The sequence below is a fragment of the Azospirillum argentinense genome, assembly GCF_000632475.1.
Classification (GTDB): domain Bacteria; phylum Pseudomonadota; class Alphaproteobacteria; order Azospirillales; family Azospirillaceae; genus Azospirillum; species Azospirillum baldaniorum.
In genome coordinates this window covers 277,245-301,999 of the sequence record NZ_CP007793.1, presented here as the reverse complement: position 1 = coordinate 301,999, position 24,755 = coordinate 277,245, and the positions used below count along the sequence as shown (strand labels likewise).

The following is a 24,755-nucleotide window of genomic DNA, read 5'->3' as shown; positions in this document are numbered from 1 at the left end:
CGAGGTAAGGCGGAGTCCGGCATGATCGAAACGGCGTTGATCGCGCAGGTGCTGGTGGTGGCCCTGGTCGCCGTGGTGTTCCTCAGCACCGGCACCGCGTCGATGTTCCACCCGCTGACCTACTATCTGATCTTCCACACGCTGGTCTTCGTGATCCGACCGCTGCTGGTCCACGGCTTCGGCATCGACAACGCCTGGCTGTTCATGGGCTACTGGCCGAGTGCGGCGGAGTTCGTGAAGTCGCTGACGGTCAGTTCGGTCGCGCTCGTCGCCTTCTCCGTCGCCTGCGGCTGGGCCGGGCGGGTCAAGCCGGACCTCAGCCGGGCGCCCACCTTCACCTTCGACCGGCTGGACATCACCGCCTTTGCCCTGACCGTGGCGGCGCTGGGTCCGCTGGCCATCTATTCGGCGATCCTGCGCCAGGACGGCGCCGACTTCACCGGCACCGGCGACGTGCAGATGGAGCGCGACCCGCTGACCGGCCAGCCGGTCTACGTCAACACCACCGGCTACATCGCCGAGGCCCATTCGATGGGCCTGCCGCTGACGCTGGGCATCATCTGGGTCAGCCGCTTCCACCCGCTGTCCTTCATCCCCTTCATCGCCTTCGTCAGCTACCGCGCCTATCTGGGCTGGGGGCGCTGGGCGATCATCATGGGCGTGCTGGGCATGGTGCTGCTGATCCTCTACCACACGCGCACCAAGTGGTTCCGCTGGTGGCAGCTCGCCTGCGGCCTGCCGGTGCTGCTGCTGTTCCACACGCTGGGCAACAACCGCGACTTCCTGCGCGGCGTGCTGGCCGGCACCGAGAATCCGGGCAAGCTGTTCAGCATCTTCCAGGGCGGCGAGGGCTCCTTCGTCGAGAGCGTGTCGAACCAGGACATCGCCAACTTCGACTTCCTCGCCTTCATCCTGTGGGCGGTGCCGCAGCAGTCGGGGACCTACACCTGGTTCACCCAGTATCTCCAGCTCTTCACCGAGCCGATCCCGCGCATGCTGTGGCCGGACAAGCCCATCGGCGCGCCGGTCAAATGGGTGTCGCTGCACGATTTCGGCAACTTCTCCAACCTGACCACCTCGCTGGCCGGCGACGGCTGGATGAGCGCGGGGTGGATCGGCGTGATCGTCACCATGGTGGTGGTCGGCCTGATCCTGGGCCGGTTGCACCGCTGGTTCTGGGAGTCGGGCTTCACCAACCGCTACGCGGTGCTGTTCTATTGCGCCTTCATCCCGCTGTCGCTGCAATGGTACCGCGACGGCAACATCACCATCGTCAAGTTCGGCTTCTTCTCGCTGCTGCCCATCCTGCTGTGGATCGGCGCGACCAAGGCGCTGCGCCTGTGGATCGGCGACTCCGCCGGATCGCCGCTCGCGCAGAGCCGCATGTCCGTCTTCCACAAGCCCGCCTTCCGCCTGCCCGGCGTCCGGTTCCCCGCGGACCGGGCGTGAGGCGACCGGTGAAGGGCGGGTTAAACAGGATCGTTCTGCGCGGGCTGGCCCTCGCCGCGGCTCTGGTCCTGCCGCTGGCCTTCGTGCTGGACCCGCCCGACGGCGACCTGACGGAGTTGGGCGGCTACGCGGAGAATCGCTTCGGCCCCAGGACGCCCCAGGCGATCTTCGTGCCGCCGCTGGCCGAGGCGGCGCGGCCCGGCGCCGATTACGACGCGCTGGTGTTCGGCGACGGCTTCTCCCGGCCGGAGGCGGAGGAGCGCCACGGCCGCTACGGCCGTTACTGGACCGACCATCTGCGCAACCTGACCGGCCTGACCGTCGGCGTGCGGGCCGCGGGCGCCGCGCCGCTGGCCGCCTATCTGGCCTCCCCCGACTTCCGGGAGCGCCCGCCGCGCGTGGTGATCCTGCAGTTATCGGAGCGCGACCTGGGGGAATCCGTCGGCGGGCTGGACCTGTCCACCGTCACCACCCCCCGCCCCCACGGGGTGACGACGCCGCGCCCCCTCGCCGTCCAGCCCCTGCACCGCCAGCCGCTGACCCTGGAGCGCGCCCGCGCCCAGGCCTGGAACCCGCCGCCCATCGGCCACGCGCTCGACCTGCTGGTCAAGGCGCTGCCACGCGCGCTGCTGAACGTGGCCGGCGGCCCGGTCGAGGAGCGGTCCCTGGCCTATGCGGGCCTGTTCAGCTCCGCCGCCGCGACGACCAGCCTCTTCCGCGCGGAGGATTTCCAGCCCTGGCGCACCGACCGCCGCCTGCTGGAGGAGCGCCGCGCCGGGCTGCACGCGATCCAGGACGCGGTGGAGGCCAACGGGGTGACGCGCTTCCTGCTGCTGATCGCCCCGGACAAGGGCACGGTCTATGCCGATTTCCTGCTCGATCCGCCGCCCCAGCGGTCCGCGGTGGACGAGGTCATGGCCGCCGATCCGACGCTCCAGGCGGTGCCGCTGGCCTCCGGCCTGACGGCGCTGGCCGCCGGCGGGGTGCGCGACCTCTACGCGCCCAACGGCAGCCGCTGGGGGCTGGAAGGGCAGCTCTACGCGGCGCGGACGGTCGCCCGCACGCTGGGGCGGCTGGGCGTGCTGTCCGGCGCCGATCCCTCGCCCGACGTCGCCATCCTGCCCTGCCGGCCGGGTCAGGGCGATTGCACCCCCACGCGCACCCAAACCGACTGATGGACAGGACCAGGAGGAACCGCCAAGCCATGGCTCACGACACGTTTCCCGCGGACAATGTTTCGGCGGGCATCGCCCACGGCGTCGTGGCGATCGTCGTCACTCACAATCGCCTGCCGCTTCTGGCCACCTGCGTCGCGGCGATCCTCGGGCAGCACCCGCGGCCGGAGCGGCTGGTCGTGGTGGACAGCGGCTCCAGCGACGGCACGCCGGAATGGCTGGCCGCGCAGGCGGAGGAGCGGGACGACGCGCTGGTCGTGGTGCGGCAGGCCAATTGCGGCTCCGCCGGCGCCTACCACACCGCTTTCGAGACCGCGCTCGGCCTCGGCGCCCGCTGGATCTGGAGCACCGACGACGATGGCATCCCGCAGCCCGGCGCGCTGGCCGAGTTGCTGGTCCAAGCGCGGCACCACGGCCTGTCCATGGTCGGCCCTCTGGTGCTGGCGGCGGAGGACCGTTCCACCCTGGCCTTCCCCATGCAGGGCACCCGCGACCCGGACAGCCTGATGGCGCGGGCGGTGGACGGCTTGGCGCCGGGCACCATCGCCCTGTTCAACGGCACGCTGATCGGGCGGGCGGTGTTCGAGCGGATCGGCAACGTGAAGCGTGAGATGTTCATCTGGGGCGACGAGTACGAGTTCACCCTGCGCGCCCGCCGCGCCGGGCTGAAGGTCGGCACGGCGGTGAAGGCGCTCCACATCCACCCCGGCATGTCGCGGACGGAGCACAAGGTGCTGGGTGGCCGGCTGGGCACGGTGGAGACGATGCGCGCCGACCGGGCGCCGCATTTCTTCCGCAACATGGGCTACATCCACGCCAACTACGAGAAGGCCGGGGTGATCCCGCGCATGATCGCCAAATACACCGCCCATTATCTGGTGAACCGGGACTTCCGCGGCCTGCGGGTCTTCCTGGACAGCTACCTGTCCGGCCTGCGCGACGAGTATCCGGAGGAGTTGAAACGCCCGCCAGTCCGGCTGCCCCTGCCCGAGCGGCCGCGCGCCGCGCCGTCCTCCTCCAGCGAGGTCGCCTGATGCCCAGCGTCAGCGCCGTCATCGCCACCTTCAACCGCGCGCCGGAACTGCGCACCGCGCTGTCCCGCCTGCTCGCCCAGACGCACCCCGTCGCGGAGATCCTGGTGGTGGACGACGGGTCCACGGACGGCACCGACGTCATGGTGCGGGGGGAGTTCCCCACCGTCCGCTACGTCCGGCTGCCGCACAACGCCGGGCTGATCTACGCCCGCAACTTCGGCTTCGTGAACACGGCGGGCGACTATGTGCTGTCGGTGGACGACGATTCCTGGTTCGCCGAGCCGAACGGCCTCGCCCGTGCGGTGGCCTACATGGAAACGCACGCGGACGTGGCGGCGGTGGCCTGCAACATCGAGACACGCGACGGGCTGGTCTATTTCCCGCCGCAGGCCGATCCCTTCGACGCGCCCTGGTATGTCGGCTGCGGCCATCTGCTGCGCCGCAGCGCGGTCGCCGCCGTCGGCCTCTACATGCCGGAGCTGTACCGCCAGGGGGAGGAAAAGGACCGCTGCCTGCGGCTGATCGGCGCCGGCCACCGGGTGGTCGCCCTGCCCGGAATCATGGTCTACCACGACAAGAGCGAGAAGGGCCGCAAGCCGGGGCTGGAGCGTTTCTACAACCATCGCAACGACCTGATCCGCGAGGTGGCCCGCTGCCCCGCCGGCCTGCTGCCCTGGCGCTTCGCGCGGAGCTGGATCGGCAACAGCTGGAAGAACCTGCGCCACGGCCCGCGGCTGACCGACTTGAAGGTTCTGCTGGCCCTGCCGCAGATCCTCCGCATCGGCCTGAAGCACCGCGCCCCCGTCAGCGAGGACGCCTACCGCCGCTGGCTGCACCTGTCCAAAACGGCCGCACCGTTGTCCACAACGGTCCTTTCATCCCCTCCCCCGCCCAGCGGGGGAGGGTCAGGGAGGGGGCCGGCCGGCATCCACCGCACCTTCCCCTGAAGCCCTCCCCTAAGCCGACGTCCGCGCCAGATGGTGCCCGATCGCCGTGCGCAGCTTGTTCAGGCGGCGCGGCAGCTTGCGGAGCTGGCGCAGCACGGCGGGCTGCGGCGGGTTGATCGGCTCGCTCAGCAGGTCGGGGGCCATGCGGCGGATCAGCTCCGCCTGATGCTGGCTGGAGCGCCGGACGTCCACCGGCATGGCGAGCGCAATCGCCAGGAAGTCCGCGCAGTTGCCAACCTGGAAGAGCTGTCGCCCGGTCAGGTCCACCCCCTGGTCGATGGCCGACAGCCAGCCGGCCACCCGCTGCTCCAGATAGAAGCGGTCGCGCAGGTCCATCGTACCACCCGGCAACACGTCCGGCGTCTTGACCACCCAGGCCAGCCACTCGCGCAGCGCCTCGCAATGGGACGGTGGGTTGTAGAGCTTGCCGCGGAAGGCGTCGAAGATCCGGGCGGCGGTATCCTCGCCGTCGGCGGCGAGCCCCGGCGGGATCTGGCCCCAGTAGAAGCAGCGCGCCACCTCGAAAACACCGCCGTGCAGGACCACCGCGCCCTCCGGCACACCGTCCCAGGCGCCGTTGGCGTAGAACTCGCCGTCCATCGCCGCGGTGTGCCCGCCGGTGTGGGCGGCGTAGTCGCGCTGGCGCTGGGCGTCCAGCGGCGGGCAGGGGATCAGGTGATGCTCCACCCCGGCCAGCCGGGCCAGCTTCGGCGGCAGCTTGCGGTCGCCCGGCGTCAGGTCGCGGTGGTCGAAGGTGAAGGTGGCGAAGGGCACCTCGGCCTTCTGCGCCGCCGCCAGCAGCAGCCGGGTGTCATAGCCGGCGGTGAGCTGGAGCATCAGCGGGCGGTTGCCGCCCTCCGGCCCCGCCAGGGTCCGGTGCAGGTTGCGGATGGCGGTGACCAGGATCGATTCCATCCGCTCATAGGCGAGCGAATCGGAAAAGCCCGGCGGAACCGCGGGAAAGGGCCGGCGGAAGGTCAGAAAGCCCGGATCGTCCATCGGGCGGGCGGGGTCGAGCACTTGGGTCGGCAGCAGCCGGCGCACCCCCGTCAATCCGGAGCCGGGCAGCGGGTACCAGTCCAACCCGGCCTCGTGCGCCAGCGGGCGGCGGAAGCTCGCCTCCTCGCCCAGCAGTTCGGCCATCACCCCGGCACTGGAGGTGAGGGTCAGGGCGCCGTCCACCATCCCGTAGAAGCAGCCGAGCGTCCCGCCGGTGTCCAAGTGGACCGCCCGGTTGTTGAGCAGCAGCCAGCGTCCCGTCCAGGAGCGGCACAGTTCCGCGATGTCGCCGGCGCGCGACGCGGCCAGCGCCTCCACCGGGTCGGGGCGCGCCGGGTCGGTCTGCACGGGCAGCCCCAGCAGATGCCAGACCGTCTTGTCGGCGCCCAGCACGCGCCGGACCGGCAGGTCGGGACAATGGGACAGGACGAGCCCGCCGATGTCACGGCTCACCCAATCCGGACGGAGCGCGTGGGTGTTTTTGGACACGATGAATTGCCGCCGGTGCAGCATGCCGACTTCCCCCGGACCTTTCGCGAATGTCAGGGGGTAAACACGCCGCACGGCAAGGGAGGCAGGGCCCTACCCCTTTTCACCCTCCTTTGCGCCACCCTTCTTGCCTCTGCCCATCCGAACGGAGAATATTTCCCACGCTTGGGTGGCAGCGCGTGATTGACTCCGGGGGTCGGTACCTCTATACAGCGGGGCTCATTTTTTGCCCTGAGATCGAGGAGTATGGTGCCGTGAAACGCACGTTCCAGCCCAGCAAAATCGTGCGCAAGCGCCGGCATGGCTTCCGCGCCCGCATGGCGACCGTCGGTGGCCGCAAGGTGATTGCCCGCCGTCGCGCCAAGGGCCGCAGTGTCCTGAGCGCCTGATACGCATGGCGGCGCCGGACCCCAGGGTCGGGCGCCTGAAGCGGCGGCCGGAGTTTCTGGCCGTGGCCGGTACACGGCGCAAGCATGTGGCTCCCGGCCTTATCCTGCAGGTGCGCCGACACGACGAACGGCAGCGGCCCGCCCCTGGCGAGCCGCCGATTCGTCTTGGCCTGACGGCGAGCCGCAAAGTGGGGAACGCGGTCGTGCGCAATCGCGCACGCCGCCGCCTTCGCGAAGCGGCCCGCCAAATTCTGACCGCCCACGCGGCCCCCGGTCACGATTTCGTGCTGGTGGCACGCGCCGCGACGGCCGAAAGGCCGTGGACGGAGCTGGTGGGCGATCTGATCGCGGCGCTGAAACGCCTCGGTCTGTGGCGCGACGTCTCCAAGAGCGAGGCGCCAAAGAACGAGGTGAATGGCGGGCCAAACGCCGTCACTTCCAACGGCGGGACCGGCAACGGTTCCGGCGGCGGGGAGGTCGGCGCGTGAGCCCGCTCGCCTATTTTCTGCGCGCGCTCGTGGTCGGTTATCAGTGGACCCTGTCGCCCTTCATCGGGTGGCACTGCCGATTTCAGCCGACCTGTTCAAACTATGCGCTGGATGCGCTATCTAAGCACGGAGCAATCCGGGGCAGTTGGCTGACCGTCCGGAGGCTTCTGCGCTGCCATCCCTGGGGCGGGTGGGGATATGATCCCGTGCCCGAGCCGGGGCGGTCCACCCGCTGTTCGCACGGGCCGGACGAAGCGGCGCATCGATGCAGCAATTCGCATGCCGGCCTGAAAACCGGCGTTCGGCCCCCTTCTTAACAGAAGGCCCACGGCAACCGGGATGCCATGACCGATCAACGCAACCTCATCCTCGCGATCGCTCTGTCGATCGCCATCCTCCTGGGATTCCAGTATTTCTACGATGGACCCCGGGTGAAGCAGCAGCAGGCTGCGCAGCAGGCCGCCCAGACGGAGCAGTCGGTCGCCCCCGGCGCCGCGCCCGCTCCGGGCGCCGCTCCCGGTTCGGTGCCCGGCACGGCGGCTCCCGCCACGGTTCGCGACCGCGCCGGCCTGCTCGCCGAGCAGATGGCCGCCGGAACGCGCGTCAAGATCAACACGCCGTCGCTGCACGGATCGGTCAATCTGGTTGGGGGCCGTATCGACGACCTGACGCTGGCCGACTACCGCGTCACCCCCGATCCCAAGAGCCCGGAAATCGTCCTGCTGGCCCCCGCCGGCACGCCCGAGGCCTACTACGCCGAGTTCGGCTGGGTTCCGGAGGACAAGTCGCAGCCGGTTCCCGGCGCCGACACCCGCTGGACCGCCGCCGGCACCGCGCTGACGCCGGACCAGCCGCTGGTCCTGACCTGGGACAACGGCAACGGGCTGGTGTTCGAGCGCACCATCGCGGTCGATCCGAACTTCATGTTCACGATCACCCAGAAGGTGCGCAACACCGGCTCCGCCCCGGTCAGCCTGCTGCCCTACAGCCTGGTCAGCCGCGCCGGCACGCCGCACACCGACGGCTACTACATCCTGCATGAGGGCCCGCTCGGCGTCTTCGACGGCAAGCTGAACGAGCACAAGTACGACGATCTGCGCAAGGCCGGCACCATCTCCGCCCAGTCGACCGGCGGCTGGATCGGCATCACCGACAAGTACTGGCTGGTCTCGCTGGTCCCCGACCAGAAGGCTCCGATCACCGCCCGCTTCGTCCACTCCGCCCCCGGCGCCGCCGACCGCTATCAGGTCGACACGCTCGGCAAGGCCGTGGAGGTCGCCCCCGGCGCCACCATCGAGCTGACCGACCGCCTGTTCGCCGGCGCCAAGCAGGTCCGCCTGCTGGACGACTATTCGGACAAGCTGGGCATCGCCAACTTCGACTTGGCGATCGACTTCGGCTGGTTCTACTTCCTGACCAAGCCGTTCTTCTACGGGCTTGACCTGCTGGGCCGCCTGTTCGGCAACTTCGGCGTCGCCATCCTGGTCTTCACCGTGATCGTCAAGGCGGCCTTCTTCCCGCTGGCCAACAAGTCGTATCACGCGATGGCCAAGATGAAGAAGCTGCAGCCCAAGATGATGGAGCTGCGCGACCGCTTCGGCGACGACAAGGTCCGCCTGAACCAGGAGATGATGGCGCTCTACAAGCGCGAGAAGGTCTCGCCGGTGTCGGGCTGCCTGCCGATCCTGATCCAGATCCCGGTCTTCTTCGCGCTGTACAAGGTGCTGTTCGTGACCATCGAAATGCGGCACGCGCCGTTCTTCGGCTGGATCCACGACCTGTCCGCGCCCGATCCGACCACCATCTTCAACCTGTTCGGTCTGATCCCGTGGCAGCCGCCGCACATCCTGATGCTGGGCCTGTGGCCGATCATCATGGGCATCACCATGTACTTCCAGCAGAAGCTGAACCCGGCACCGCCCGATCCGGTGCAGCAGAAGGTGTTCCAGTTCCTGCCGATCATCTTCACCTTCATGCTCGCCAGCTTCCCGGCTGGTCTGGTGATCTACTGGGCCTGGAACAACACCCTGTCCATCGCCCAGCAGTGGATCATCATGCGGCAGGACGGTGTGAAGGTGACCTGAGGGTCCTTCCCATCTGATACCCGGCTTCCCTGACTTCCCTGTTTGATTTCAGGGCATCGACCGCCGGCAAGCGCCTCCCTTGACGGGCGTTTGCCGGCGGTTATGTTTTGGGCCGGTCACGATCATTCGTACCCCGTGTCTTTCGAAAGCGCCGTCCATGACCTCTTCCAGCAACTCCCCGATCTCCGGTTTCGACGAGGAGGCCCTGGAAGCGGGGCGGCTTCTGTTCGCCAAGGAATGCGATTTCATCTGGGGCGCCCAGACGGCGGAGCAGCTGCCGGAGGCCGACCTGCCGGAGGTCGCCTTCGCCGGGCGCTCCAACGTCGGCAAGTCCAGCCTCGTCAACGCGCTGACCGGGCGCAAGACGCTGGCCCGCACCTCCAACACGCCGGGCCGCACCCAGCAGCTCAACTTCTTCAACCTCGGCAACCGGCTGAAGCTCGTGGACATGCCCGGTTACGGCTACGCCAAGGAGTCGAAGGAGAAGATCGAGCTGTGGAACGACATGGTCCGCCGCTTCCTGCGCGGCCGCGTCACGCTGCGCCGGGCGCTGGTGCTGGTCGATTCGCGTCACGGGCTGAAGCCCAACGACGAAGAGATCATGACGATGCTCGATCAGGCGGCGGTGCCCTACGTCGTCGTCCTGACCAAGTCGGACAAGGTGCGGTCGCAGGAGCTGGCCGAGGTGAGCAAGCGCACCGTTGCGGCCCTGAAGAAGCACCCCGCCGCCTTCCCGGAGATCCACGCCACCAGCTCCGAGAAGGGCCAGGGCATCGCGGAGCTGCGGGCCAGCCTCGCCCAGCTCGCCAACCTGGGATGACCCGATGCCCTTCGAGCTGACGCCGGCCCTGCTGTTCCTCATCCAGGCCATCCTGCTGATCGCCGGCCCGTTCCTGCTGTGGCGGTTGTCCGGCCTGAAGCATGTGGCCCCGATGGTGGTCATCCAGATCCTGTTCGGGATCGCGCTCGGTCCGTCGGTTCTCGGGCAGGCCGCCCCGGAGCTTTGGCAACCGCTGTTCGCCAAGGGATCGCTGGCGCCGCTTTCCGGGCTGGCTCTGCTCGCCGTGGTCTTCTTCGCCTTCCTGACCGGGCTGCATCTCGATCTGGAGGAGTTCAAGGGACGCGGGCGCGCCTTCGTCGGGATCAGCCTGTCGAGCATGCTGGTGCCGACTCTGCTCGGCGGGGCGCTCGGCTGGTGGATCGTCAGCGCCTTTCCCGAGATGGCCGGGCCGAAGGCCGACCCGCTGCTGTTCGCCGCGGGGTTCGGCATCTGCGTCGGGGTGACCGCCCTGCCGGTGCTGGGCGCCATCCTGCGCGAAATGGGGCTGATCGGCGAGCGGGTCGGGAGGCTGGCGCTGGGCTACGCGGCGGTCAACGACGCGCTGCTGTGGATTCTCATCACCGCCGTGCTGGCCCTGGCGGCGGGGGGAAGCGGCGGCTTCGCCGGGGTGGCGCAGATCGCCGTGCTGGGCTTCGCCTATCTCGCCGCGACGGAGCTGTTCGCCCGCCCCTTGCTGACCCGGCTGATGAACCGCATCGCCCCGGACGGCGACGTCGGCGACATGGTGGTGGTGGTCACCTGCGCCGCCCTTCTCGGCTCCGCCGCGGTGACGGAGCTGATCGGGCTGCATTACATCCTGGGCGCCTTCGTCGCCGGCACGGTCATGCCGCGGCGGCTGGCGGCGGCCATCCTGGACCGGCTGGAGCATTTCGCCACGCTGATCCTGCTGCCCTTCTTCTTCACCCTGACCGGCCTGAAGGTCAATCTCGACCTCGCCGCCTCGGCGCAATGGTGGGTCTTCGCGCTGGCGACGGTGGCGACCATCGCCGGCAAGGTCCTGGGCACCGCCCTGCCCGCCTGGCTGTCAGGCGAGAGCGCCGCCGATTCCTGGCGGCTCGGCACGCTGATGTCCTGCAAGGGGCTGATGGAGGTGATCGTCCTGACCATCCTGCTGGAAGCCGGGGTGCTGTCGGAGGCCTGCTTCTCCGCCATGGTGCTGATGGCGGTGGTGGTCACCGCGCTGACCCAGCCGATGACGTTGCTGGCCGGACGGATCGCCGGCCGCCGGGCGGGCCACGCCGGCGCGTCCTGACCTCTCAGCCGGGCTTGCGCACGTTCCCGGTCACCACCGGATCGGCGCCCGGCCCCTCCGACCCGGCCTTTCCACCCCCGCGCGCCTGCTCCTTCAGCGCCTTGTTGGCCTCCGTCACCTCCTGGGCGTCGGGGGAGCCGTAGATCTCCTCGGCCCGCCGGGCGGTCTCCTCCATCTCGGCCTTGTGGGCCTCGGTGAACGGGTTGCGCGGCGTCGGCATGATGCGGTCGTTCATGGCACCGTCCTTTGCGGTTCATCCTACCCCGGGCGAACCGCCGGGCGCGGCAACGGTTCCCGGACGCGGCGCCCCCTGAAAAAGCCCCCTAGGCACCCCCGGCGCTTTCCGTTAAAGAGTCGGCGGAATCTCACCCGATTGGCCCACCCCGACGAACGGCTCCATCCCGTGCAGAACACGACCCGCGACGAGTGGCTCGCCAAGGCCCGCACCCTGTCCGAAGCCCTGCCCTACATGCGCCGCTACGCCGGGCGCACCTTCGTCATCAAGTACGGCGGCCACGCCATGGGTGACGACAGCCTGGCGGAGAAGTTCGCCCGCGACATCGTCCTGCTGAAGCAGGTCGGCATCAACCCCGTGGTCGTGCACGGCGGCGGCCCGCAGATCGGCCAGATGTTGCAGCGGCTGGCCATCAAGTCCAGCTTCATCGACGGCCTGCGCGTCACCGACAAGGAGACGGTCGAGGTGGTCGAGATGGTGCTGGCCGGCTCCATCAACAAGCAGATCGTCGCCGCCATCAACAACGCGGGCGGCCGCGCCGTCGGCCTGTCGGGCAAGGATGGCAGCCTGATCACCGCGCGCAAGCTGCGCCGCACCCAGCGCGACCCGGACAGCAACATCGAGAAGGTGCTGGACCTCGGCTTCGTCGGTGAGCCCTATCAGGTGAACCCGCAGATCATCACGTCGCTGGCCCAATCGGACATCATCCCGGTCATCGCCCCCATCGGCTTCGACCGCAACGGCGACACCTACAACATCAACGCCGACACCGCGGCGGGCGCCGTCGCCTCGGCGCTGGGCGCCACTCGCTTCTTCCTGCTGACCGACGTCGCCGGCGTTCTGGACAAGAACAAGGAGCTGGTGCCGCGCATGTCGCTGGACCAGGCGCGCGCCGCCATCGCCGACGGCACCGCGACCGGCGGCATGATCCCGAAGATCGAGACCTGCATCGACGCCGTCGAACAGGGCGTGGACGCCGCCGTCATCCTGGACGGCCGGGTGCCGCACGCCCTGCTGCTGGAGATCTTCACCGAGGGCGGGGCCGGCACGCTGATCGGCCGCGAGTGAGCGCATAAGCGAAGGGGACCCGCCATGTCCGACGTGCGCAAGGACCTGCTCCGCCAGATGAAGGCCATCCGCGAACGGATGGACCCGAAGCTGCTGGAGCGCGCCAAGCTGTCGGTCTTCGGCAAGGTCCCCTACGACCGCGACTCGGCGAAGGAAGCCGTCGGGCATTTCCTCGACTCCAAGGACGACGGCGGAGCCTTCCGCCGCAAGCTGGAGGACGCGCTGCGCCAGGACGGCGCACCCGTCGACCTTCCGGAAGGGGACGGCGCCGCCAAGGACGCCGATGGCCCCACCGGGCCGCCCCAGCCGCGCAAGCCGCGCCGCTTCGGCCGTCTCCTCTAAGGCGGGCCGCCATGCTCCACGTCTTCGCCTGCGACGGTGACCGGCTGCGCTGGGCCCGCGAGGCCGAGGGCGTCCGCACCCCGCTGCCCGCCGAGACCGTCTGGCTCGACCTGCAGAACCCGACTCCGGAGGAGCTGGCCCGCGCCGAGGCGCTGATGGGCATCAAGCTGCCGACTCGGGAGCAGATGGCGGAGATCGAGGAATCGAGCCGCCTGCGCCTCACCCCCGGCGCCGTGCACATGACCGCGCTCGTCCTGGTCTGGGCCGACACCGACCAGCCGCGGATCGTGCCGGTCAGCTTCGTGCTGGCCGGCGGGCGGCTCGCCACCATCCACGCCGTCGATCCGCAGCCCTTCCTGGCCTTCCGCCGCCGCGTCACCCGCAACGGCGGCGCGGAGCTGACGGCCGAGGCGGTCCTCGCCGCCCTGCTGGACGGGGTGGTGGAGCGCACCGCCGCGGTCCTGCGCCGCGTCGGGCTGGAGCTGGACACCATGGGCAGCCGCGCCTTCCGCGGGCGCGCCCTGCCGGTCAAGGGGGAGCGGCGGAACGACACCCGGACGCTGAAGCGCATCGGCCACACCGGACACCTGATCGGCAAGGCGCATGTCAGCCTGTCGACTCTCAACCGCCTGCTGACCTTCCTGGCCCGCGGCGAGGGCTGGACCCCGGCCAAGCGGACCCGGCGCTGGGCGCGCGCCGCCCTGCAGGACGTGACGGGGCTCGGCGAGTACGCCCAGTTCCTGTCGGGCAAGGTCAGCCTGCTGCTGGACACCACGCTGGGCCGCATCAACGTGGAGCAGAACGAGATCATCAAGATCGTCTCGATCCTGACGGTCACCCTGTTCCCGCCGACCCTGGTCGCCAGCATCTACGGCATGAACTTCGTGAGCATGCCGGAGAAGAACTGGACCCTCGGCTATCCGCTGGCGGTGATGCTGATGATCCTGTCGGCGACGCTGCCGATGATCTACTTCAAACGGCGGCGCTGGCTGTAAAGGACGCTCCGGCGCTCAACCGGCTTGCGAGGCCGCCCCCCGGCCCCGCGCGCCGCCCAGCTTCTCCCGTGCTTCGGAATACTCCTTCCGCACCTCAAGCCACTCCTTGAGCATCTTGCCGGCGGCGAACAGGAACAGGCCGTGCGCGGTGGTGATCTCCACGCCGACGAGATCCTCCAGCAGGGTGTCGAACAGTTCGAGCACCGCGCTCAGCAGAAGCACCGCGGACAGCGCGACCTGAAGCAGAGACGGGCAGCGTGACAGGAGTTTCATGGCATCTCCAACGGTCGGAAGGCAAAAGGCCATCTATGCCATAAGCCCGACGCGCCGGGGAGACGGGGTGTGAAAAAAGCGAAGCTTTAAACGATGGCGAGCACCAACGCCCAGCCGAGCACGACGAGGTTGACGGTCAGCGTGACCGCCATGCCCGGCGCCCGCACATAGGGGTGGATCAGGTAGCCGGCCCAGAACAGCAGGCGGCCCAGCACGAACAGCGCGGTCGCCAGCCGGGCGAAGCCGAGGTCGGGCAGCGGCATCTGCGCCACCAGCGCCGCCAGGGCGGGCACGAAGATCAGCGTCTGCTCCACCGTGTTGGTCAGCACGCGCTGGCTGACCCGGTAGAAGCGCGACTCGGCGTCGTCGATGGGATTCAGGGCGACGGAGCGGGCGCGGGCGACCAGCACCCCGCCCACCGTCAGGAACAGCACCAGCGCCGGCCACAGCGCGAGCCGCCCCCAGAAGGCCATGCGCGCGCCCGGATCGGCGATGCCGGGCGGCGGCGCGAACAGCGGCGGCAGCAGCCACAGGGCCAGCAGCGCCACGGCCACCGCGGCAATGTTGACGGTGGCCGCCAGACGCAGAAGACGGGTCTTGGAGGGACGGGTCTCCGGTGCGGCGGCCATGGAGTCTTACCCCAGGCCCTTCTGGCCCATGTCGAGGAACTTCTGGCGACGCTGGGCGCGGATCGCCGCGCCGTCCAGCCCGTCGAGATCGCCCAGCGACTCCTCGATGGCGTCGCCCAGCGCCTTGATGGTCTCCGCCGGGTCGCGGTGGGCGCCGCCGATCGGCTCGCTCACCACCCGGTCGATGACGCCGAGTTCCTTGAGGTCGTGGCTGATCAGGCGCAGCGCGACGGCGGCCTCGCCGGCCATGTCGGGGTTGCGCCACAGGATCGACGCGCAGCCCTCCGGCGAGATGACGGAGTAGATGGCGTGCTCCAGCATCAGCACCCGGTCGGCCGTCGCGATGGCGATGGCTCCGCCCGAGCCGCCCTCGCCGATCACCGCGGCCACCATGGGCACGGACAGGCGCAGGCAGCGCTCGATGCTCTTGGCGATGGCCTCGGCCTGGCCGCGCTCCTCCGCCTGGACGCCGGGGAAGGCGCCGGCGGTGTCGACCAGCGAGACGACCGGCAGCGTGAAGCGGTCGGCGAGGTCCATCAGGCGCTGAGCCTTGCGGTAGCCCTCGGGCTTGGCCATGCCGAAGTTGTGGCGCACGCGCGTTTCGGTGTCGTGGCCCTTCTCCTGCCCGATCACCACGACCGAACGGCCGCGGAAGCGGCCCAGCCCGCCGATGACCGCGCGGTCTTCGGCGAAGCCGCGGTCGCCGGCCAGCGGCGTGAAGTCGTCGATCAGCCCCTTCACATAGTCCAGACAGTGCGGACGGTTGGGGTGGCGGGCCACCTGCACCTTCTGCGCCGGGGTGAGCTTCGCGTAGGTCTGCCGGAGGAGCTTGTCGACCTTGGTCTGCAGCTTCGTCACTTCGTCGGCGATGTTGATGTCGCCGGCGTTGGTCAGGTGGCGCAGTTCCTCGATCTTGCCTTCAAGCTCGGCGATCGGCTTTTCGAATTCCAGGAAGGTTTGCATGCCGGAAGGATCACGGACCGAATAGGATAGGACGCGGACGTCGCGGACCGGCCTTGGTACCACGGTGCGCGGCGGCGATGCCACAGCTTATCGCGCGAATCGCCGGCCAAAACTGACCAGAAGCACGCCCAGGACGATCACCGCGGCCCCGCCCCACACCCAGGGGGAATAGCGCTCGCCGAACAGCAGCGTCCCGGTGCCCAGCCCGACCGAGGTCGCCACGTAGCCGATCTGGCTGAGATAGACCGGCCCGGCGACGACCTGGAGCCGGAAATACAGCACATAGGTCAGCGCCGTCACCGCGATCTGGAGCAGGGCGAGCCAGGGTGCGAGACCCAGCGCCGGCAGGTCCGCCACGGCCCCGGTTGCGAGCAGCGCCAGCAGGACCCAGCCCGCCCCGCCCAGCATGGTCCCCGCCGCCAGCGCCACCGGCTGCCCGCCCGGCGGCCAGGCCACGGTGCGGTAGACGTTGCCCGCCGCGACCGCGGCCGGCATGACGAAGGCCAGCGCCATCCAGCCCGCCAGATCGGGCGAGGGCAGGCTGCCGCGCGGCCCGACGATCATCAGCGCGCCGACGAATCCGAGCAGGATGCCCGCCACCCGCCCGCGGTCGGGCTTTTCGATCCGCACCGCCACGGCCATCAGCAGCGTCAGGATCGGCGGCAGCGTGTAGACCACCGCCGACAGCCCGGCCCCCAGCCAGGGCATCACGAAGAACAGCACCACGTTGGGCAGCGCCATGGACAGCAGCCCCGACACCGCGAAGTAGCGCAGGTACCGCCCGGTCAGGGGCCCAGCGGGAAGCATGGCTTGGCCTTTGACGCGCGCCATCCCGGCCAGGATCACCCCGGCGCCCAGCATCATGGAAAAGGCCCAGGGCAGCGGCGGCACGCCGGCCGCCTGCGCGATCTTGGTGACCGGAAAGATCACCCCGATCAACCCGCCGACCAGGAGCAGCAGCGCAAGCGATTCGGCCCCGCGCGACGCCGGCGGGACGGTGGCGGATGGAAGGGTCAATGTCAGACCCGCGGGGTCCGGGAGCTGCGACGCCAGCCGTCTTCCAGATCGTCCGGAAAAGCCGGGTCGAGGGTCTGCTCCACCGTGAAGGGGCTGTCCTCGGAAAAACGCTCCACCGGGAGATCGGTTTCGCGGGCGGCCTCACGCCGGGCAAGCTGGTAGGCCTTGGCGAACAGCGCGGGCAGCTTGGGCGTCAGGCTGGGGTTGTCCTCCAACACAAGGGCCGCGTTGTCCCGTTCCCGCTGGATGCTGTTGCGCCAGCTCCGCGACCGGCGGGCGGGTTGTTCCTGCCATTTCAGAAGATGCAAAAGAATCAGGCGCAGGCAGCTTCGCAGACGGTCGGCCTCGCTGCGGCCCATGCTCTCGATCTCCTCCGCGAGGTTTTCGGCGTCCACTTCGGACAGCTTGCCGGCGCGCAGAAGCCCGGCCTGCTCCTGCGTCCAGCCGTAGAAATCGTCTCCATACGCGGCGGCGTTGCGTCCCATGGCGGCCCCTTCGGGTGGTGTGCCGACACCAATATGGTGAACACGCCGTGGGCTTGGCAACGCCCTCACGCCCCCTGCGCGACGATGCGGTCGTAGGCCGGCAGGGTCAGGAAATCCACGAAGTCGTCGCGCTCCACGAGGTCGCGCAGCATCACCGCGGCGTCCTCGTACAGCCCCCGCTCGAAGGCGCGGTCGCCGACGCGGGTCTTCCAGGCGGCCAGCTCCTCGGCGATGGTCTCGTCCACCAGTTCCATGGTCACCGGGCGTCCGTCGTCCAGCGCGGCGCCGTGGTGGACCCACTGCCAGAGCTGGGTGCGGCTGATCTCGGCGGTGGCGGCGTCCTCCATCAGGTTGAACAGCGGCACGCAACCGATGCCGCGCAGCCACGCCTCCAGATAGCCGATGGCGACGGCCACGTTGTTGCGCAGGCCGCGCTCCGTCTTCGGCCCCTCCGGGACGGCCAGCAGGTCGGCGGCGGTCACGCTGACGTCGGCGCGCTTGCGGTCGATCTGGTTGGGCTTGCGCATGTAGGCGTCGAAGACCTCCCGCGCGACGGGAACGAGGCCGGGATGCGCCACCCAGGTGCCGTCATGGCCGTTGGACACCTCGCGCTCCTTGTCGGCGCGGACCTTGGAGAAGGCGACCTCGTTGGCCGCGGGATCGTCCTTCACCGGGATGTAGGCGGCCATGCCGCCGATGGCCGGGGCGCCGCGGCGGTGGCAGGTCTTGACCGCCAGCAGGCTGTAGGACTGCAGGAAGGGCGTCGCCATCGTCACCTCCGCCCGGTCGGGCAGGACGGCGGCGGGGTCGTTGCGGAAGGTCTTGATGAAGCTGAAGATGTAGTCCCAGCGTCCGCAGTTCAGCCCGGCGGAATGGTCGCGCAACTCGTAGAGGATCTCGTCCATCTCGAAGGCGGCCAGGATGGTCTCGACCAACACGGTCGCCTTGATCGAGCCGTGCGGGATCTTGAGATAATCCTCGGCGACCGAAAACACCTCGTTCCACAGCCGCGCCTCGAAATGGCTTTCCAGCTTCGGCAGGTAGAAGTAGGGGCCGGAGCCGTGGGCCAGCAGCTCCCGCGCGTTGTGGAAGGCGTAGAGGGCGAAGTCGAACAGCGCGCCGGACACCGGTTCGCCGTCGAATCGGACGTGCTTCTCCGCCAGATGCCAGCCGCGCGGGCGGACCTTGAGGACGGCGGTCTTGTCGTTCAGCCGGTACTTCTTCCCCGACGCGGGATCGTCGAAGGCGATGGTCCGGCGCACGGCGTCGCGCAGATTGATCTGCCCGTCGATCAGGTTGGCCCAGGACGGGCAGTTCGAATCCTCGAAATCCGCCATGAAGACCTTCGCGCCGGAATTCAGCGCGTTGATGACCATCTTGCGGTCCACCGGCCCGGTGATCTCCACCCGGCGATCGAGCAGATCGTGCGGCAGCGGCGCGATGGTCCAGTCGGCCTCGCGGATGGCGCGGGTTTCCGGCAGAAAGTCTAGCCTGTGGCCCTGGTCGATCAGCGCCCGCCGCTTGGTCCGCACGTCGAGCAGGCGCAACCGCTCCGCCCCGAACCGCCCTTCCAGCTCCGCCAGGAAGGCCAGCGCCTCCGGCGTCAGGATCGTCTCGACGCCCGGCGTGATCGGACCCAGGATCTCAAGCCCGGAGATGGTCGTGGCCATGCGGTTCCCCCTGTTCGTCGCGAGGGCGGTCCGGCGCACTCGCCGGGCAACCCCATTGGAACAAGGGCTATACCACAGCGGGAGGAGCGGCCAAAGCCGCATCGGCATTATGCGAAAGGAAAAACCCACACATACGCAACACTATTGCGTACGAACGGTTTTTCGCCGGGCCAGCGGGTGATGCTCGTGCACGACCTGTTTCAGCCGCTCCGACACCACGTGGGTGTAGATCTGGGTGGTGGCGATGTCGGCGTGGCCCAGCATCTTCTGAACCGAGCGCAGGTCCGCCCCACGGTCGAGCAGATGGGTGGCGAAGGCGTGGCGCAGCACGTGAGGGCTGACCTTCTCCGGGTCGATGTTCGACTCGATGGCCAGTTCCTTCAGAAGCTGGGCGAATCGCTGGCGCGTCAGATGCCCGTTGGTGGAGCTGCGCGACGGGAAGAGGAAGGCGATCGGCCCGTTCTCCCGCCCGGCCAGGATGAAGTGGTTCCGCCAGGGGAGATAGGCGTTCAGAGCGGCGGAGGCCGGTTCGGACAGCGGCACCATGCGCTCCTTCCCGCCCTTGCCGCGCACGATCAGCCCGCGTCCGTCGCGCAGGATGGCCGCCATCGGCAGGCCGACCAGCTCCGACACGCGCAGCCCGGTGGCGTAGAGCACCTCCAGAAGCGCGACCAGCCGCAGCCCCTCCGGCCCGCCGCGGGTCTGGGCGGAGTCGATCATGCGGGTGACCTCCTCCACCGTCAGGATCTTGGGCAGCGGGCGGCCCTGCTTGGGGCTGTCGAGCGCCGAAGCCGGGTCGTCGACGCGCCGGCCTTCCGAAACCAGGAAGCGGTAGAACTGGCGCATCGCCGACAGGCGACGGGCCAGCGTGCGCGGCGCCGGCTTCTGCCCGCCCTCCACATACTGGAAGGCGAGGTAGGCGCGCAGATCCTCCGTCACCGCCTTCTCCAGCGGCTGGCCGCGCTGGGCCAGCCAGAGGGCGAGGTCGGCGAGGTCGCGCTCGTAGGCCATGCGGGTGTTCAGCGCGGCGCCGCGCTCCGCCGTCAGCATGTCCAGAAAGGCGTCGACATGGGGCGAGGCCGCGATCGGGCGCGGTTTGCAGGGGCGCCCGCGCCGCTTCGGCTGGGCTTTCGGCAGGGGTGTTTTGGGCATGGGACTCATCCGGCCAGGGCCGCGGCGGCTTCACGGGCGATGGCGCGGGCATCGCTGTCCAGACCCACGGCGCGCAGGGCACCGACCACACGCGCCACCACCGCGGGCGGCGTGCCCGCCGGCCCGGCGTTGCCGAGCAGCAGCAGGGCGGCCAGCGCCGTCTCGCCGACACGCCGGTCGGCGGAGGCCTCGGCCAGCCGCTGCCACAGGGCGGGGTCGGCGGTGGGGGGACGGGCGTCCGCGGGCATGGGCGCCGTCTCCTCGGGGTCGGCGGTCCGGCGCCACGCTTCCTCCGGCACGGTGACGCCCATCGCCTGGAGCAGGGCCAACTGCCCGCCGCCCGGCGGCGGACCGAGCGCGATGACGGCGAGCGGCCACAGCCGCGCCACCTCCGCCGTGGGGCGGCCGCGCAAGGCGAGATCGTACCAGCGCTTGCCCGTGTCGGCCCGATCCAGCGCGAAGCAGAGCCGCGCCGCGGCGGGGGCCAGGGCGGCGGCGTCTGGAGTCGGCGACAGGGTGTCGAGCATGTCCGCCACCACCGCCCCCACCGGCCCAGCCAGCATCGGCGGGTCGAGAAGCTCCAGCGCCAGCCCGGCCAGTTCCACCCGCCGCCCGCCGCCCATGGCGGCGAGCATGGCCTGCTGCACCAGCGCGCGGGTGCGGGCCGTGCGGTCGCGGGCCGCGGCGTCCTTCAGCCGCAGAAGCTCGTCGCCCTTGGCCGGCGCGGCGCGGTAGGCCTCCGCCAGCCGCCGGGAATCGAGAAACAGGGCGACGGCGGCGCGCTCCGCCGCGGTCACGCGGGTCGCCGGGTCGGCGCCATTGTTGGACGCCACCGCGGCCAGACGGGCCGGGTCGGTAAGGGACAGCACGTCCGGCGGCAGCCCGGCCTGGAGCGCCCACAGGGCAGCCAGGGTCAGCGGGCTGGGATCCTTCAGGCTGCGCAGCCGCGGCGCCGGGCCGCCGGCCATCGCCTCGGCCACCCGCAGGAAATCGGGGTCGCCGCCCGGCTGTTCGCGCAGCATCTCGAAGGCGAGGTCGTCGCCCACCGGCGCAGCCCCGGCCTCGGTGGGCATTCCCCCGCCGATCCGCCCGGCGCGCAGGCGGCAGAACAGCTCCAGCCGCTGCCAGTAGGGGCCGGAGAAGGGCTTGGCGCGCTCCGTCGCGGCGGCGCAGTCCAGCGGGCCGGCGAGCAGTTCGGCGTCGGTCAGGGCGCGTGCGGCGGCCTCGTCGGCCGTCATCGCCTCGGGCAGCAGAGCGGCGAGGTCGGCGGCGCCGCGCGGGTCGCCCATGGCCGCCAGCGTCTCCACCCGCAGCGCGCCGAAGCGGCGCGCCGGCTCGGGTTCGCCCGGAGCGGCGGCGGGCGAGCCGCGGCTGAGCAGCAGCCGGCGCTGCAATTCCTTCACAGCGGGCGACGGGGTGAGGGTGGGCAGTTCCGGCAGCAGGGCCAGCACCTCGGCGCGCGGGATGCCGCGCCAGGGGTCGTTGCCCAGCCCGGCGGTCCCCGCCAGGGGTCCGGCGCCGTCGGGGTCGAGCGGTCCCAGCGTCTCCACCGCGATGGCTGAGGGCGGCACCACGATGGGCACCACGTCGAAGGACGGCGTATGGGCGGGCGGCGGAGTCGGGAGCGGCATCAGGGCCAGCGGGGCGGCAGACGGCCCCGGCGAAGCCAGCGGATCGTCCAGGACCCGCCCGGCCCCGGCACCAACATCGGGCACGGCCATCGTTTCCGGCGGCGGAAACAGGCGGATCGGCGGCCCGGAAGGCACGGCCTGGGTATAGGCCTGGGCCCGGGCCGGCGTTGCCACTCCCGTCACGACACCGGACAGAGCCAGCACCAGGGAAGCGGCGGCAAACATGGAAACGGCGCCGGCCCCGGCCCGTCCGCCCCGTGGCGGAGCGGCGAACCGGCGGCGGCGCCCAGCGGCGTCCCCGGCGTCAGCGGGGGAACCGCTCATCCGGAATGACCTTTTCCACCGTCTTGGACGGTGCCGGCATGTCCCAGGAGGCAAGGAAGGCCATGCCACCCCCGATGACGAAGAGGAACAGGACGAAAAGAACGGAAATAACCCGGCTCATGGCGATCGGAGTCGTGTTTCTGTGGAAGGAACGGCGGCGCTGTATCACGGTCTGCGTCCGTGCGGCTTGGGACAAGGGTGCGCTTTCATGCTAATCATCGCACACCGTCCGCACCGCTGGCCCGATGGCCGATGAACGCAGGACGTACCACTTTAGCCACGGGGGCGCCGCTGCGCAACATGCGCAGGCCCCTGCGACCGAATCGAACACCCGCCCTCCGGCCGCATCAGGCCGGAACAGCATCAGGAAAGTCCACAGCACCATGACCGCCCGCCCATCACCGCAGGGACAGCCGCCGGACCCGTCGAAGACCCTTCCGAGGACGGTGGTGCTGGTCGGCCTGATGGGCGCGGGCAAGAGCGCGATCGGCCGGCGGCTGGCCGCGCGGCTGCACCTGCCTTTCACCGACGCCGACACGGAGATCGAGACGGCGGCGGGCTGCTCCATCGCGGAAATCTTCGCCCGCGACGGCGAGGCGGTGTTCCGCTCGGTGGAGCGGCGGATCATCACCCGGCTGCTGACCGAACAGCCGGTGCACATCCTGGCGACCGGCGGCGGCGCCTTCATGGACCCGGAGACGCGCGCGGCCATCCGCGCCCACGGCCTGTCGGTCTGGCTGCGCGCCGAGCTGGACGTGCTGCTGGCCCGCACGGCGCGGCGCACCCACCGCCCGCTGCTGAACGCCGGCGATCCCAAGGAGATTCTGAGCCGGCTGATGACCGCCCGCTACCCCGTCTATGCGGAGGCCGACCTGACGGTGATCAGCGACGAGCGCCCGCCGGAGGCGACCGTGGAGCAGGTGATCGAGGCGCTGGAGGCGCATTTCGGCATCACCCTGCCCCACGCGCACCATCATCATCACCGCCACCCGGCGCACCACCACCACGACAAGCCCTGATCCCGCCATGACCTCAGACACCCCCACCTCAGACACTCCCGCCGCCATCGACACCGTCCGCCTCGACCTCGGTCCGCGCAGCTACGACATCCTGGTCGGCGACCGGGTGCTCGACGGCGCCGGGCCGCGCATCGCCGCGATCACCGGGGGCAAGGCGCCCATCGTCGTCACCGACGAGAACGTCGCCCCGCGGCATCTGCCGACACTGGAGCGCACGCTGCGCGACGCCGGCATCGAGCCGACCCAGGCCATCGTCCTGCCGGCGGGCGAGAAGACTAAGGACATTGCCCATTTCGAACGGCTGATGGACGCCGTCCTGGCGCGCGGGATCGAGCGGTCGGCGGTCCTGCTGGCGCTCGGCGGCGGGGTGATCGGCGACATCACCGGCTTCGCCGCCGCCTCGGCGCTGCGCGGCATCGACTTCATCCAGGTGCCGACCACGCTGCTGAGCCAGGTGGACAGCTCGGTCGGCGGCAAGACCGGCATCAACAGCCCGCACGGCAAGAACCTGATCGGCGCCTTCCACCAGCCGCGTCTGGTCATCGCCGACACCGCCACGCTGGACACCCTGCCGCGGCGCGAGGTGCTGGCCGGCTACGCCGAGGTGGTGAAGTACGGGCTGATCCGCCTGCCCGGCTTCTTCGCCTGGCTGGAGGAGAACGGCGAGCGGGTGGTCGCCGGCGACAGCGACGCCCGCCGCCACGCCGTCACCGAAAGCTGCCGGGCCAAGGCCGCCATCGTCGGCGTGGACGAGCGGGAGAGCGGCGACCGCGCCCTGCTGAATCTCGGCCACACCTTCGGCCACGCGCTGGAGGCGGCGACCGGCTTCGGCTCCCGCCTGCTGCACGGCGAGGCGGTGTCGATCGGCATGGTCCTGGCCTTCGACCTGTCGGTGCGGCTGGGGCTGTGCCCGGCGGCGGACGCCGAGAAGGCGCGCGCCCATCTGGCCCGCGTCGGCCTGCCGGTCCGCCCCGCCGACGTGCCCGGCGTGGAGTGGGACGTCGACGGGCTGATCCTGTCCATGGCCAAGGACAAGAAGGTCAAGGACGGGCGCATCACCTTCGTGCTGGTGCGCGCGCTGGGCGACGCCTTCACCCAGCGCGATGTCGATCCGGCGGTGGTGCGGGCGCTACTGGAGGATGCCGTCGCGCGCTGATGCGCTGCACCATAATCCCTTGACCGTTGGGGTGGCAAACTGTCAGAGTTAACGACAGTTCCGATTCGCGTCCAAGATGCGAGGAAAAGCCGCCCCAAAAAGGGAGACTGGACATGCCGAACCGCAAGCTCATCCCCGACGTCATCAAGGACCAGCAGCTCGTCTGCCTGCCCCCGGAGGCCAGCGTCCGGGATGCCGCCGTTCTGATGGCGGAGCGCCGCGTCGCCGCCCTCCTCGTCACTCAGGACCGGCCGAAGGGGGGCCGGACGCTGAAGGGCATCTTCACGGAGCGCGATCTCGCGGCCCGCGTCGTCGCCGCCGGCCGTGATCCCGCGGCGACCCGGCTCGCCGAGGTCATGACCGCTTCTCCCGACACGCTGGGACCGGACGCTCACGCCTATGAGGCGCTGGACCTGATGGAGCGCCACCACTACCGCCACCTGCCGGTCACCGCGGACGGCGAGTCGGACGGCATGGTGATGGGCATCGTCTCCATCCGCGACCTGTTCGCCGTAGTCCGCGCCCATCTGGAAGACGAGATCCGCGACCGCGAGGCCTTCATCTTCGGGTCGAACTACTCCGCCAGCGTTCCCCCATGAACCACGGGGACGTAATGCTGCAATGCGGCGAAGCCGGCTTGACCTGAACG

At 70.1% G+C, this 24,755-nt stretch carries 27 protein-coding genes; 16 read left to right on the top strand and 11 right to left on the bottom strand.

What is annotated here, in order from left to right; translation table 11 throughout:
- Positions 1 to 21: 21 nt before the first annotated feature.
- The 4 genes from ABAZ39_RS01420 to ABAZ39_RS32775 are packed head-to-tail and all read left to right on the top strand — an operon-like array spanning position 22 to position 4,605.
- On the top strand, positions 22 to 1,449 hold the full coding sequence (locus tag ABAZ39_RS01420) for a hypothetical protein (protein WP_038525976.1): 1,428 nt from the start codon (positions 22 to 24) through the stop codon (positions 1,447 to 1,449).
- Positions 1,450 to 1,457: 8 nt separating this feature from the next.
- Positions 1,458 to 2,624 carry an alginate O-acetyltransferase AlgX-related protein gene (locus ABAZ39_RS01415; protein ID WP_038525974.1) on the top strand — a complete coding sequence of 389 codons (1,167 nt, stop codon included), beginning with the start codon at positions 1,458 to 1,460 and terminating at the stop codon, positions 2,622 to 2,624.
- A gap of 29 nt (positions 2,625 to 2,653) precedes the next feature.
- A complete protein-coding gene (locus ABAZ39_RS01410) occupies positions 2,654 to 3,658 on the top strand; it encodes a glycosyltransferase (RefSeq protein WP_051657737.1) in 1,005 nt (334 codons plus the stop codon).
- On the top strand, positions 3,658 to 4,605 hold the full coding sequence (locus ABAZ39_RS32775; RefSeq protein ID WP_051657736.1) for a glycosyltransferase family 2 protein: 948 nt from the start codon (positions 3,658 to 3,660) through the stop codon (positions 4,603 to 4,605). Before ABAZ39_RS01410 ends, ABAZ39_RS32775 begins: the two co-directional genes overlap by 1 nt.
- A 9-nt stretch (positions 4,606 to 4,614) precedes the next feature.
- Here ABAZ39_RS32775 and ABAZ39_RS01400 read toward each other — a convergent pair whose 3' ends face one another.
- The gene (locus tag ABAZ39_RS01400) at positions 4,615 to 6,117 is read right to left on the bottom strand and encodes a hypothetical protein (RefSeq protein WP_038525970.1); all 1,503 of its coding nucleotides are present in this window, start codon (positions 6,115 to 6,117) and stop codon (positions 4,615 to 4,617) included.
- 230 nt (positions 6,118 to 6,347) lie between these two features.
- On the opposite strand from ABAZ39_RS01400, the gene rpmH reads away from it, so the two are divergent.
- From rpmH to ABAZ39_RS01375, 6 genes are all read left to right on the top strand, one after another.
- Positions 6,348 to 6,482, top strand: coding sequence for a 50S ribosomal protein L34 (gene rpmH / locus ABAZ39_RS01395; RefSeq protein ID WP_014239280.1), 135 nt, complete (start codon positions 6,348 to 6,350; stop codon positions 6,480 to 6,482).
- Between the two features lie 5 nt (positions 6,483 to 6,487).
- Positions 6,488 to 6,970: a ribonuclease P protein component gene (rnpA, locus tag ABAZ39_RS01390; protein WP_038525967.1), complete on the top strand. Its 483-nt coding sequence runs from the start codon at positions 6,488 to 6,490 to the stop codon at positions 6,968 to 6,970.
- Positions 6,853 to 7,287 carry a membrane protein insertion efficiency factor YidD gene (gene yidD, locus ABAZ39_RS33820; protein WP_307832865.1) on the top strand — a complete coding sequence of 145 codons (435 nt, stop codon included), beginning with the start codon at positions 6,853 to 6,855 and terminating at the stop codon, positions 7,285 to 7,287. Before rnpA ends, yidD begins: the two co-directional genes overlap by 118 nt.
- A gap of 27 nt (positions 7,288 to 7,314) precedes the next feature.
- Positions 7,315 to 9,054 (top strand): membrane protein insertase YidC, encoded by a 1,740-nt coding sequence (gene yidC / locus ABAZ39_RS01385; protein WP_038525964.1) that lies wholly within the window; start codon positions 7,315 to 7,317, stop codon positions 9,052 to 9,054.
- A 157-nt stretch (positions 9,055 to 9,211) separates the two neighbouring features.
- Positions 9,212 to 9,874, top strand: a complete 663-nt coding sequence (gene yihA / locus ABAZ39_RS01380; protein ID WP_038525961.1) for a ribosome biogenesis GTP-binding protein YihA/YsxC — start codon at positions 9,212 to 9,214, stop codon at positions 9,872 to 9,874.
- A 4-nt stretch (positions 9,875 to 9,878) separates the two neighbouring features.
- Positions 9,879 to 11,147, top strand: a complete 1,269-nt coding sequence (locus ABAZ39_RS01375) for a cation:proton antiporter (RefSeq protein ID WP_038525958.1) — start codon at positions 9,879 to 9,881, stop codon at positions 11,145 to 11,147.
- A 4-nt stretch (positions 11,148 to 11,151) separates the two neighbouring features.
- Here ABAZ39_RS01375 and ABAZ39_RS01370 read toward each other — a convergent pair whose 3' ends face one another.
- Positions 11,152 to 11,382, bottom strand: coding sequence for a hypothetical protein (locus ABAZ39_RS01370; RefSeq protein ID WP_038525955.1), 231 nt, complete (start codon positions 11,380 to 11,382; stop codon positions 11,152 to 11,154).
- A 168-nt stretch (positions 11,383 to 11,550) separates the two neighbouring features.
- On the opposite strand from ABAZ39_RS01370, the gene argB reads away from it, so the two are divergent.
- From argB to ABAZ39_RS01355, 3 genes are read left to right on the top strand one after another with little or no spacing between them, the layout of a single operon-like run.
- Complete coding sequence (argB, locus tag ABAZ39_RS01365; RefSeq protein WP_014239273.1) at positions 11,551 to 12,450, top strand: acetylglutamate kinase; 900 nt, start codon at positions 11,551 to 11,553, stop codon at positions 12,448 to 12,450.
- A 24-nt stretch (positions 12,451 to 12,474) separates the two neighbouring features.
- Complete coding sequence (locus ABAZ39_RS01360) at positions 12,475 to 12,792, top strand: hypothetical protein (protein ID WP_038525953.1); 318 nt, start codon at positions 12,475 to 12,477, stop codon at positions 12,790 to 12,792.
- 11 nt (positions 12,793 to 12,803) lie between these two features.
- The gene (locus ABAZ39_RS01355) at positions 12,804 to 13,787 is read left to right on the top strand and encodes a magnesium transporter CorA family protein (protein ID WP_038525951.1); all 984 of its coding nucleotides are present in this window, start codon (positions 12,804 to 12,806) and stop codon (positions 13,785 to 13,787) included.
- A gap of 15 nt (positions 13,788 to 13,802) precedes the next feature.
- Here the strand turns inward: ABAZ39_RS01355 and ABAZ39_RS01350 are convergent, their stop codons facing one another.
- From ABAZ39_RS01350 to ABAZ39_RS33815, 9 genes are all read right to left on the bottom strand, one after another.
- Complete coding sequence (locus ABAZ39_RS01350) at positions 13,803 to 14,060, bottom strand: hypothetical protein (protein WP_038525948.1); 258 nt, start codon at positions 14,058 to 14,060, stop codon at positions 13,803 to 13,805.
- An 86-nt stretch (positions 14,061 to 14,146) separates the two neighbouring features.
- Complete coding sequence (locus ABAZ39_RS01345) at positions 14,147 to 14,689, bottom strand: MAPEG family protein (RefSeq protein ID WP_038525947.1); 543 nt, start codon at positions 14,687 to 14,689, stop codon at positions 14,147 to 14,149.
- Between the two features lie 6 nt (positions 14,690 to 14,695).
- Positions 14,696 to 15,652, bottom strand: a complete 957-nt coding sequence (locus ABAZ39_RS01340) for an acetyl-CoA carboxylase carboxyltransferase subunit alpha (protein WP_038525944.1) — start codon at positions 15,650 to 15,652, stop codon at positions 14,696 to 14,698.
- A gap of 87 nt (positions 15,653 to 15,739) precedes the next feature.
- On the bottom strand, positions 15,740 to 16,669 hold the full coding sequence (locus tag ABAZ39_RS01335) for a DMT family transporter (protein WP_051657735.1): 930 nt from the start codon (positions 16,667 to 16,669) through the stop codon (positions 15,740 to 15,742).
- Positions 16,670 to 16,671: 2 nt separating this feature from the next.
- Entirely contained in the window at positions 16,672 to 17,154 is a 483-nt protein-coding gene (locus ABAZ39_RS01330) for a DUF29 domain-containing protein (RefSeq protein ID WP_038525941.1), read from the bottom strand.
- 65 nt (positions 17,155 to 17,219) lie between these two features.
- Positions 17,220 to 18,824: a malate synthase A gene (gene aceB, locus ABAZ39_RS01325; RefSeq protein WP_038525938.1), complete on the bottom strand. Its 1,605-nt coding sequence runs from the start codon at positions 18,822 to 18,824 to the stop codon at positions 17,220 to 17,222.
- A 141-nt stretch (positions 18,825 to 18,965) separates the two neighbouring features.
- The gene (xerD, locus tag ABAZ39_RS01320) at positions 18,966 to 19,985 is read right to left on the bottom strand and encodes a site-specific tyrosine recombinase XerD (RefSeq protein WP_081862845.1); all 1,020 of its coding nucleotides are present in this window, start codon (positions 19,983 to 19,985) and stop codon (positions 18,966 to 18,968) included.
- Complete coding sequence (locus ABAZ39_RS01315; protein WP_038525936.1) at positions 19,982 to 21,931, bottom strand: hypothetical protein; 1,950 nt, start codon at positions 21,929 to 21,931, stop codon at positions 19,982 to 19,984. The genes xerD and ABAZ39_RS01315 overlap by 4 nt, the downstream gene beginning before the upstream one ends.
- Positions 21,912 to 22,100, bottom strand: a complete 189-nt coding sequence (locus ABAZ39_RS33815; protein ID WP_103039827.1) for a hypothetical protein — start codon at positions 22,098 to 22,100, stop codon at positions 21,912 to 21,914. Before ABAZ39_RS33815 ends, ABAZ39_RS01315 begins: the two co-directional genes overlap by 20 nt.
- Before the next feature lie 214 nt (positions 22,101 to 22,314).
- Between ABAZ39_RS33815 and ABAZ39_RS01310 the strand changes: the two genes are divergently transcribed.
- The 3 genes from ABAZ39_RS01310 to ABAZ39_RS01300 all read left to right on the top strand — a co-directional run bounded on the left by ABAZ39_RS01310 (position 22,315) and on the right by ABAZ39_RS01300 (position 24,705).
- Positions 22,315 to 22,950: a shikimate kinase gene (locus ABAZ39_RS01310; RefSeq protein WP_051657734.1), complete on the top strand. Its 636-nt coding sequence runs from the start codon at positions 22,315 to 22,317 to the stop codon at positions 22,948 to 22,950.
- A gap of 7 nt (positions 22,951 to 22,957) precedes the next feature.
- Positions 22,958 to 24,106, top strand: a complete 1,149-nt coding sequence (gene aroB / locus ABAZ39_RS01305) for a 3-dehydroquinate synthase (RefSeq protein ID WP_038525933.1) — start codon at positions 22,958 to 22,960, stop codon at positions 24,104 to 24,106.
- Between the two features lie 113 nt (positions 24,107 to 24,219).
- A complete protein-coding gene (locus tag ABAZ39_RS01300) occupies positions 24,220 to 24,705 on the top strand; it encodes a CBS domain-containing protein (RefSeq protein ID WP_038525930.1) in 486 nt (161 codons plus the stop codon).
- The last annotated feature ends 50 nt before the right edge of the window (positions 24,706 to 24,755 follow it).

Bases quoted from the DNA above. Each gene is read 5' to 3' on its own strand.
- ABAZ39_RS01420 (WP_038525976.1), top strand. From the start codon at position 22: ATGATCGAAACGGCGTTGATCGCGCAGGTGCTGGTGGTGGCCCTGGTC.
- ABAZ39_RS01410 (WP_051657737.1), top strand. From the start codon at position 2,654: ATGGCTCACGACACGTTTCCCGCGGACAATGTTTCGGCGGGCATCGCC.
- ABAZ39_RS32775 (WP_051657736.1), top strand. From the start codon at position 3,658: ATGCCCAGCGTCAGCGCCGTCATCGCCACCTTCAACCGCGCGCCGGAA.
- ABAZ39_RS01400 (WP_038525970.1), bottom strand. From the start codon at position 6,117: ATGCTGCACCGGCGGCAATTCATCGTGTCCAAAAACACCCACGCGCTC.
- rnpA (WP_038525967.1), top strand. From the start codon at position 6,488: ATGGCGGCGCCGGACCCCAGGGTCGGGCGCCTGAAGCGGCGGCCGGAG.
- yidC (WP_038525964.1), top strand. From the start codon at position 7,315: ATGACCGATCAACGCAACCTCATCCTCGCGATCGCTCTGTCGATCGCC.
- yihA (WP_038525961.1), top strand. From the start codon at position 9,212: ATGACCTCTTCCAGCAACTCCCCGATCTCCGGTTTCGACGAGGAGGCC.
- ABAZ39_RS01375 (WP_038525958.1), top strand. From the start codon at position 9,879: ATGCCCTTCGAGCTGACGCCGGCCCTGCTGTTCCTCATCCAGGCCATC.
- ABAZ39_RS01370 (WP_038525955.1), bottom strand. From the start codon at position 11,382: ATGAACGACCGCATCATGCCGACGCCGCGCAACCCGTTCACCGAGGCC.
- ABAZ39_RS01360 (WP_038525953.1), top strand. From the start codon at position 12,475: ATGTCCGACGTGCGCAAGGACCTGCTCCGCCAGATGAAGGCCATCCGC.
- ABAZ39_RS01355 (WP_038525951.1), top strand. From the start codon at position 12,804: ATGCTCCACGTCTTCGCCTGCGACGGTGACCGGCTGCGCTGGGCCCGC.
- ABAZ39_RS01350 (WP_038525948.1), bottom strand. From the start codon at position 14,060: ATGAAACTCCTGTCACGCTGCCCGTCTCTGCTTCAGGTCGCGCTGTCC.
- ABAZ39_RS01345 (WP_038525947.1), bottom strand. From the start codon at position 14,689: ATGGCCGCCGCACCGGAGACCCGTCCCTCCAAGACCCGTCTTCTGCGT.
- ABAZ39_RS01340 (WP_038525944.1), bottom strand. From the start codon at position 15,652: ATGCAAACCTTCCTGGAATTCGAAAAGCCGATCGCCGAGCTTGAAGGC.
- ABAZ39_RS01330 (WP_038525941.1), bottom strand. From the start codon at position 17,154: ATGGGACGCAACGCCGCCGCGTATGGAGACGATTTCTACGGCTGGACG.
- aceB (WP_038525938.1), bottom strand. From the start codon at position 18,824: ATGGCCACGACCATCTCCGGGCTTGAGATCCTGGGTCCGATCACGCCG.
- xerD (WP_081862845.1), bottom strand. From the start codon at position 19,985: ATGAGTCCCATGCCCAAAACACCCCTGCCGAAAGCCCAGCCGAAGCGG.
- ABAZ39_RS01315 (WP_038525936.1), bottom strand. From the start codon at position 21,931: ATGAGCGGTTCCCCCGCTGACGCCGGGGACGCCGCTGGGCGCCGCCGC.
- ABAZ39_RS01310 (WP_051657734.1), top strand. From the start codon at position 22,315: ATGACCGCCCGCCCATCACCGCAGGGACAGCCGCCGGACCCGTCGAAG.
- aroB (WP_038525933.1), top strand. From the start codon at position 22,958: ATGACCTCAGACACCCCCACCTCAGACACTCCCGCCGCCATCGACACC.
- ABAZ39_RS01300 (WP_038525930.1), top strand. From the start codon at position 24,220: ATGCCGAACCGCAAGCTCATCCCCGACGTCATCAAGGACCAGCAGCTC.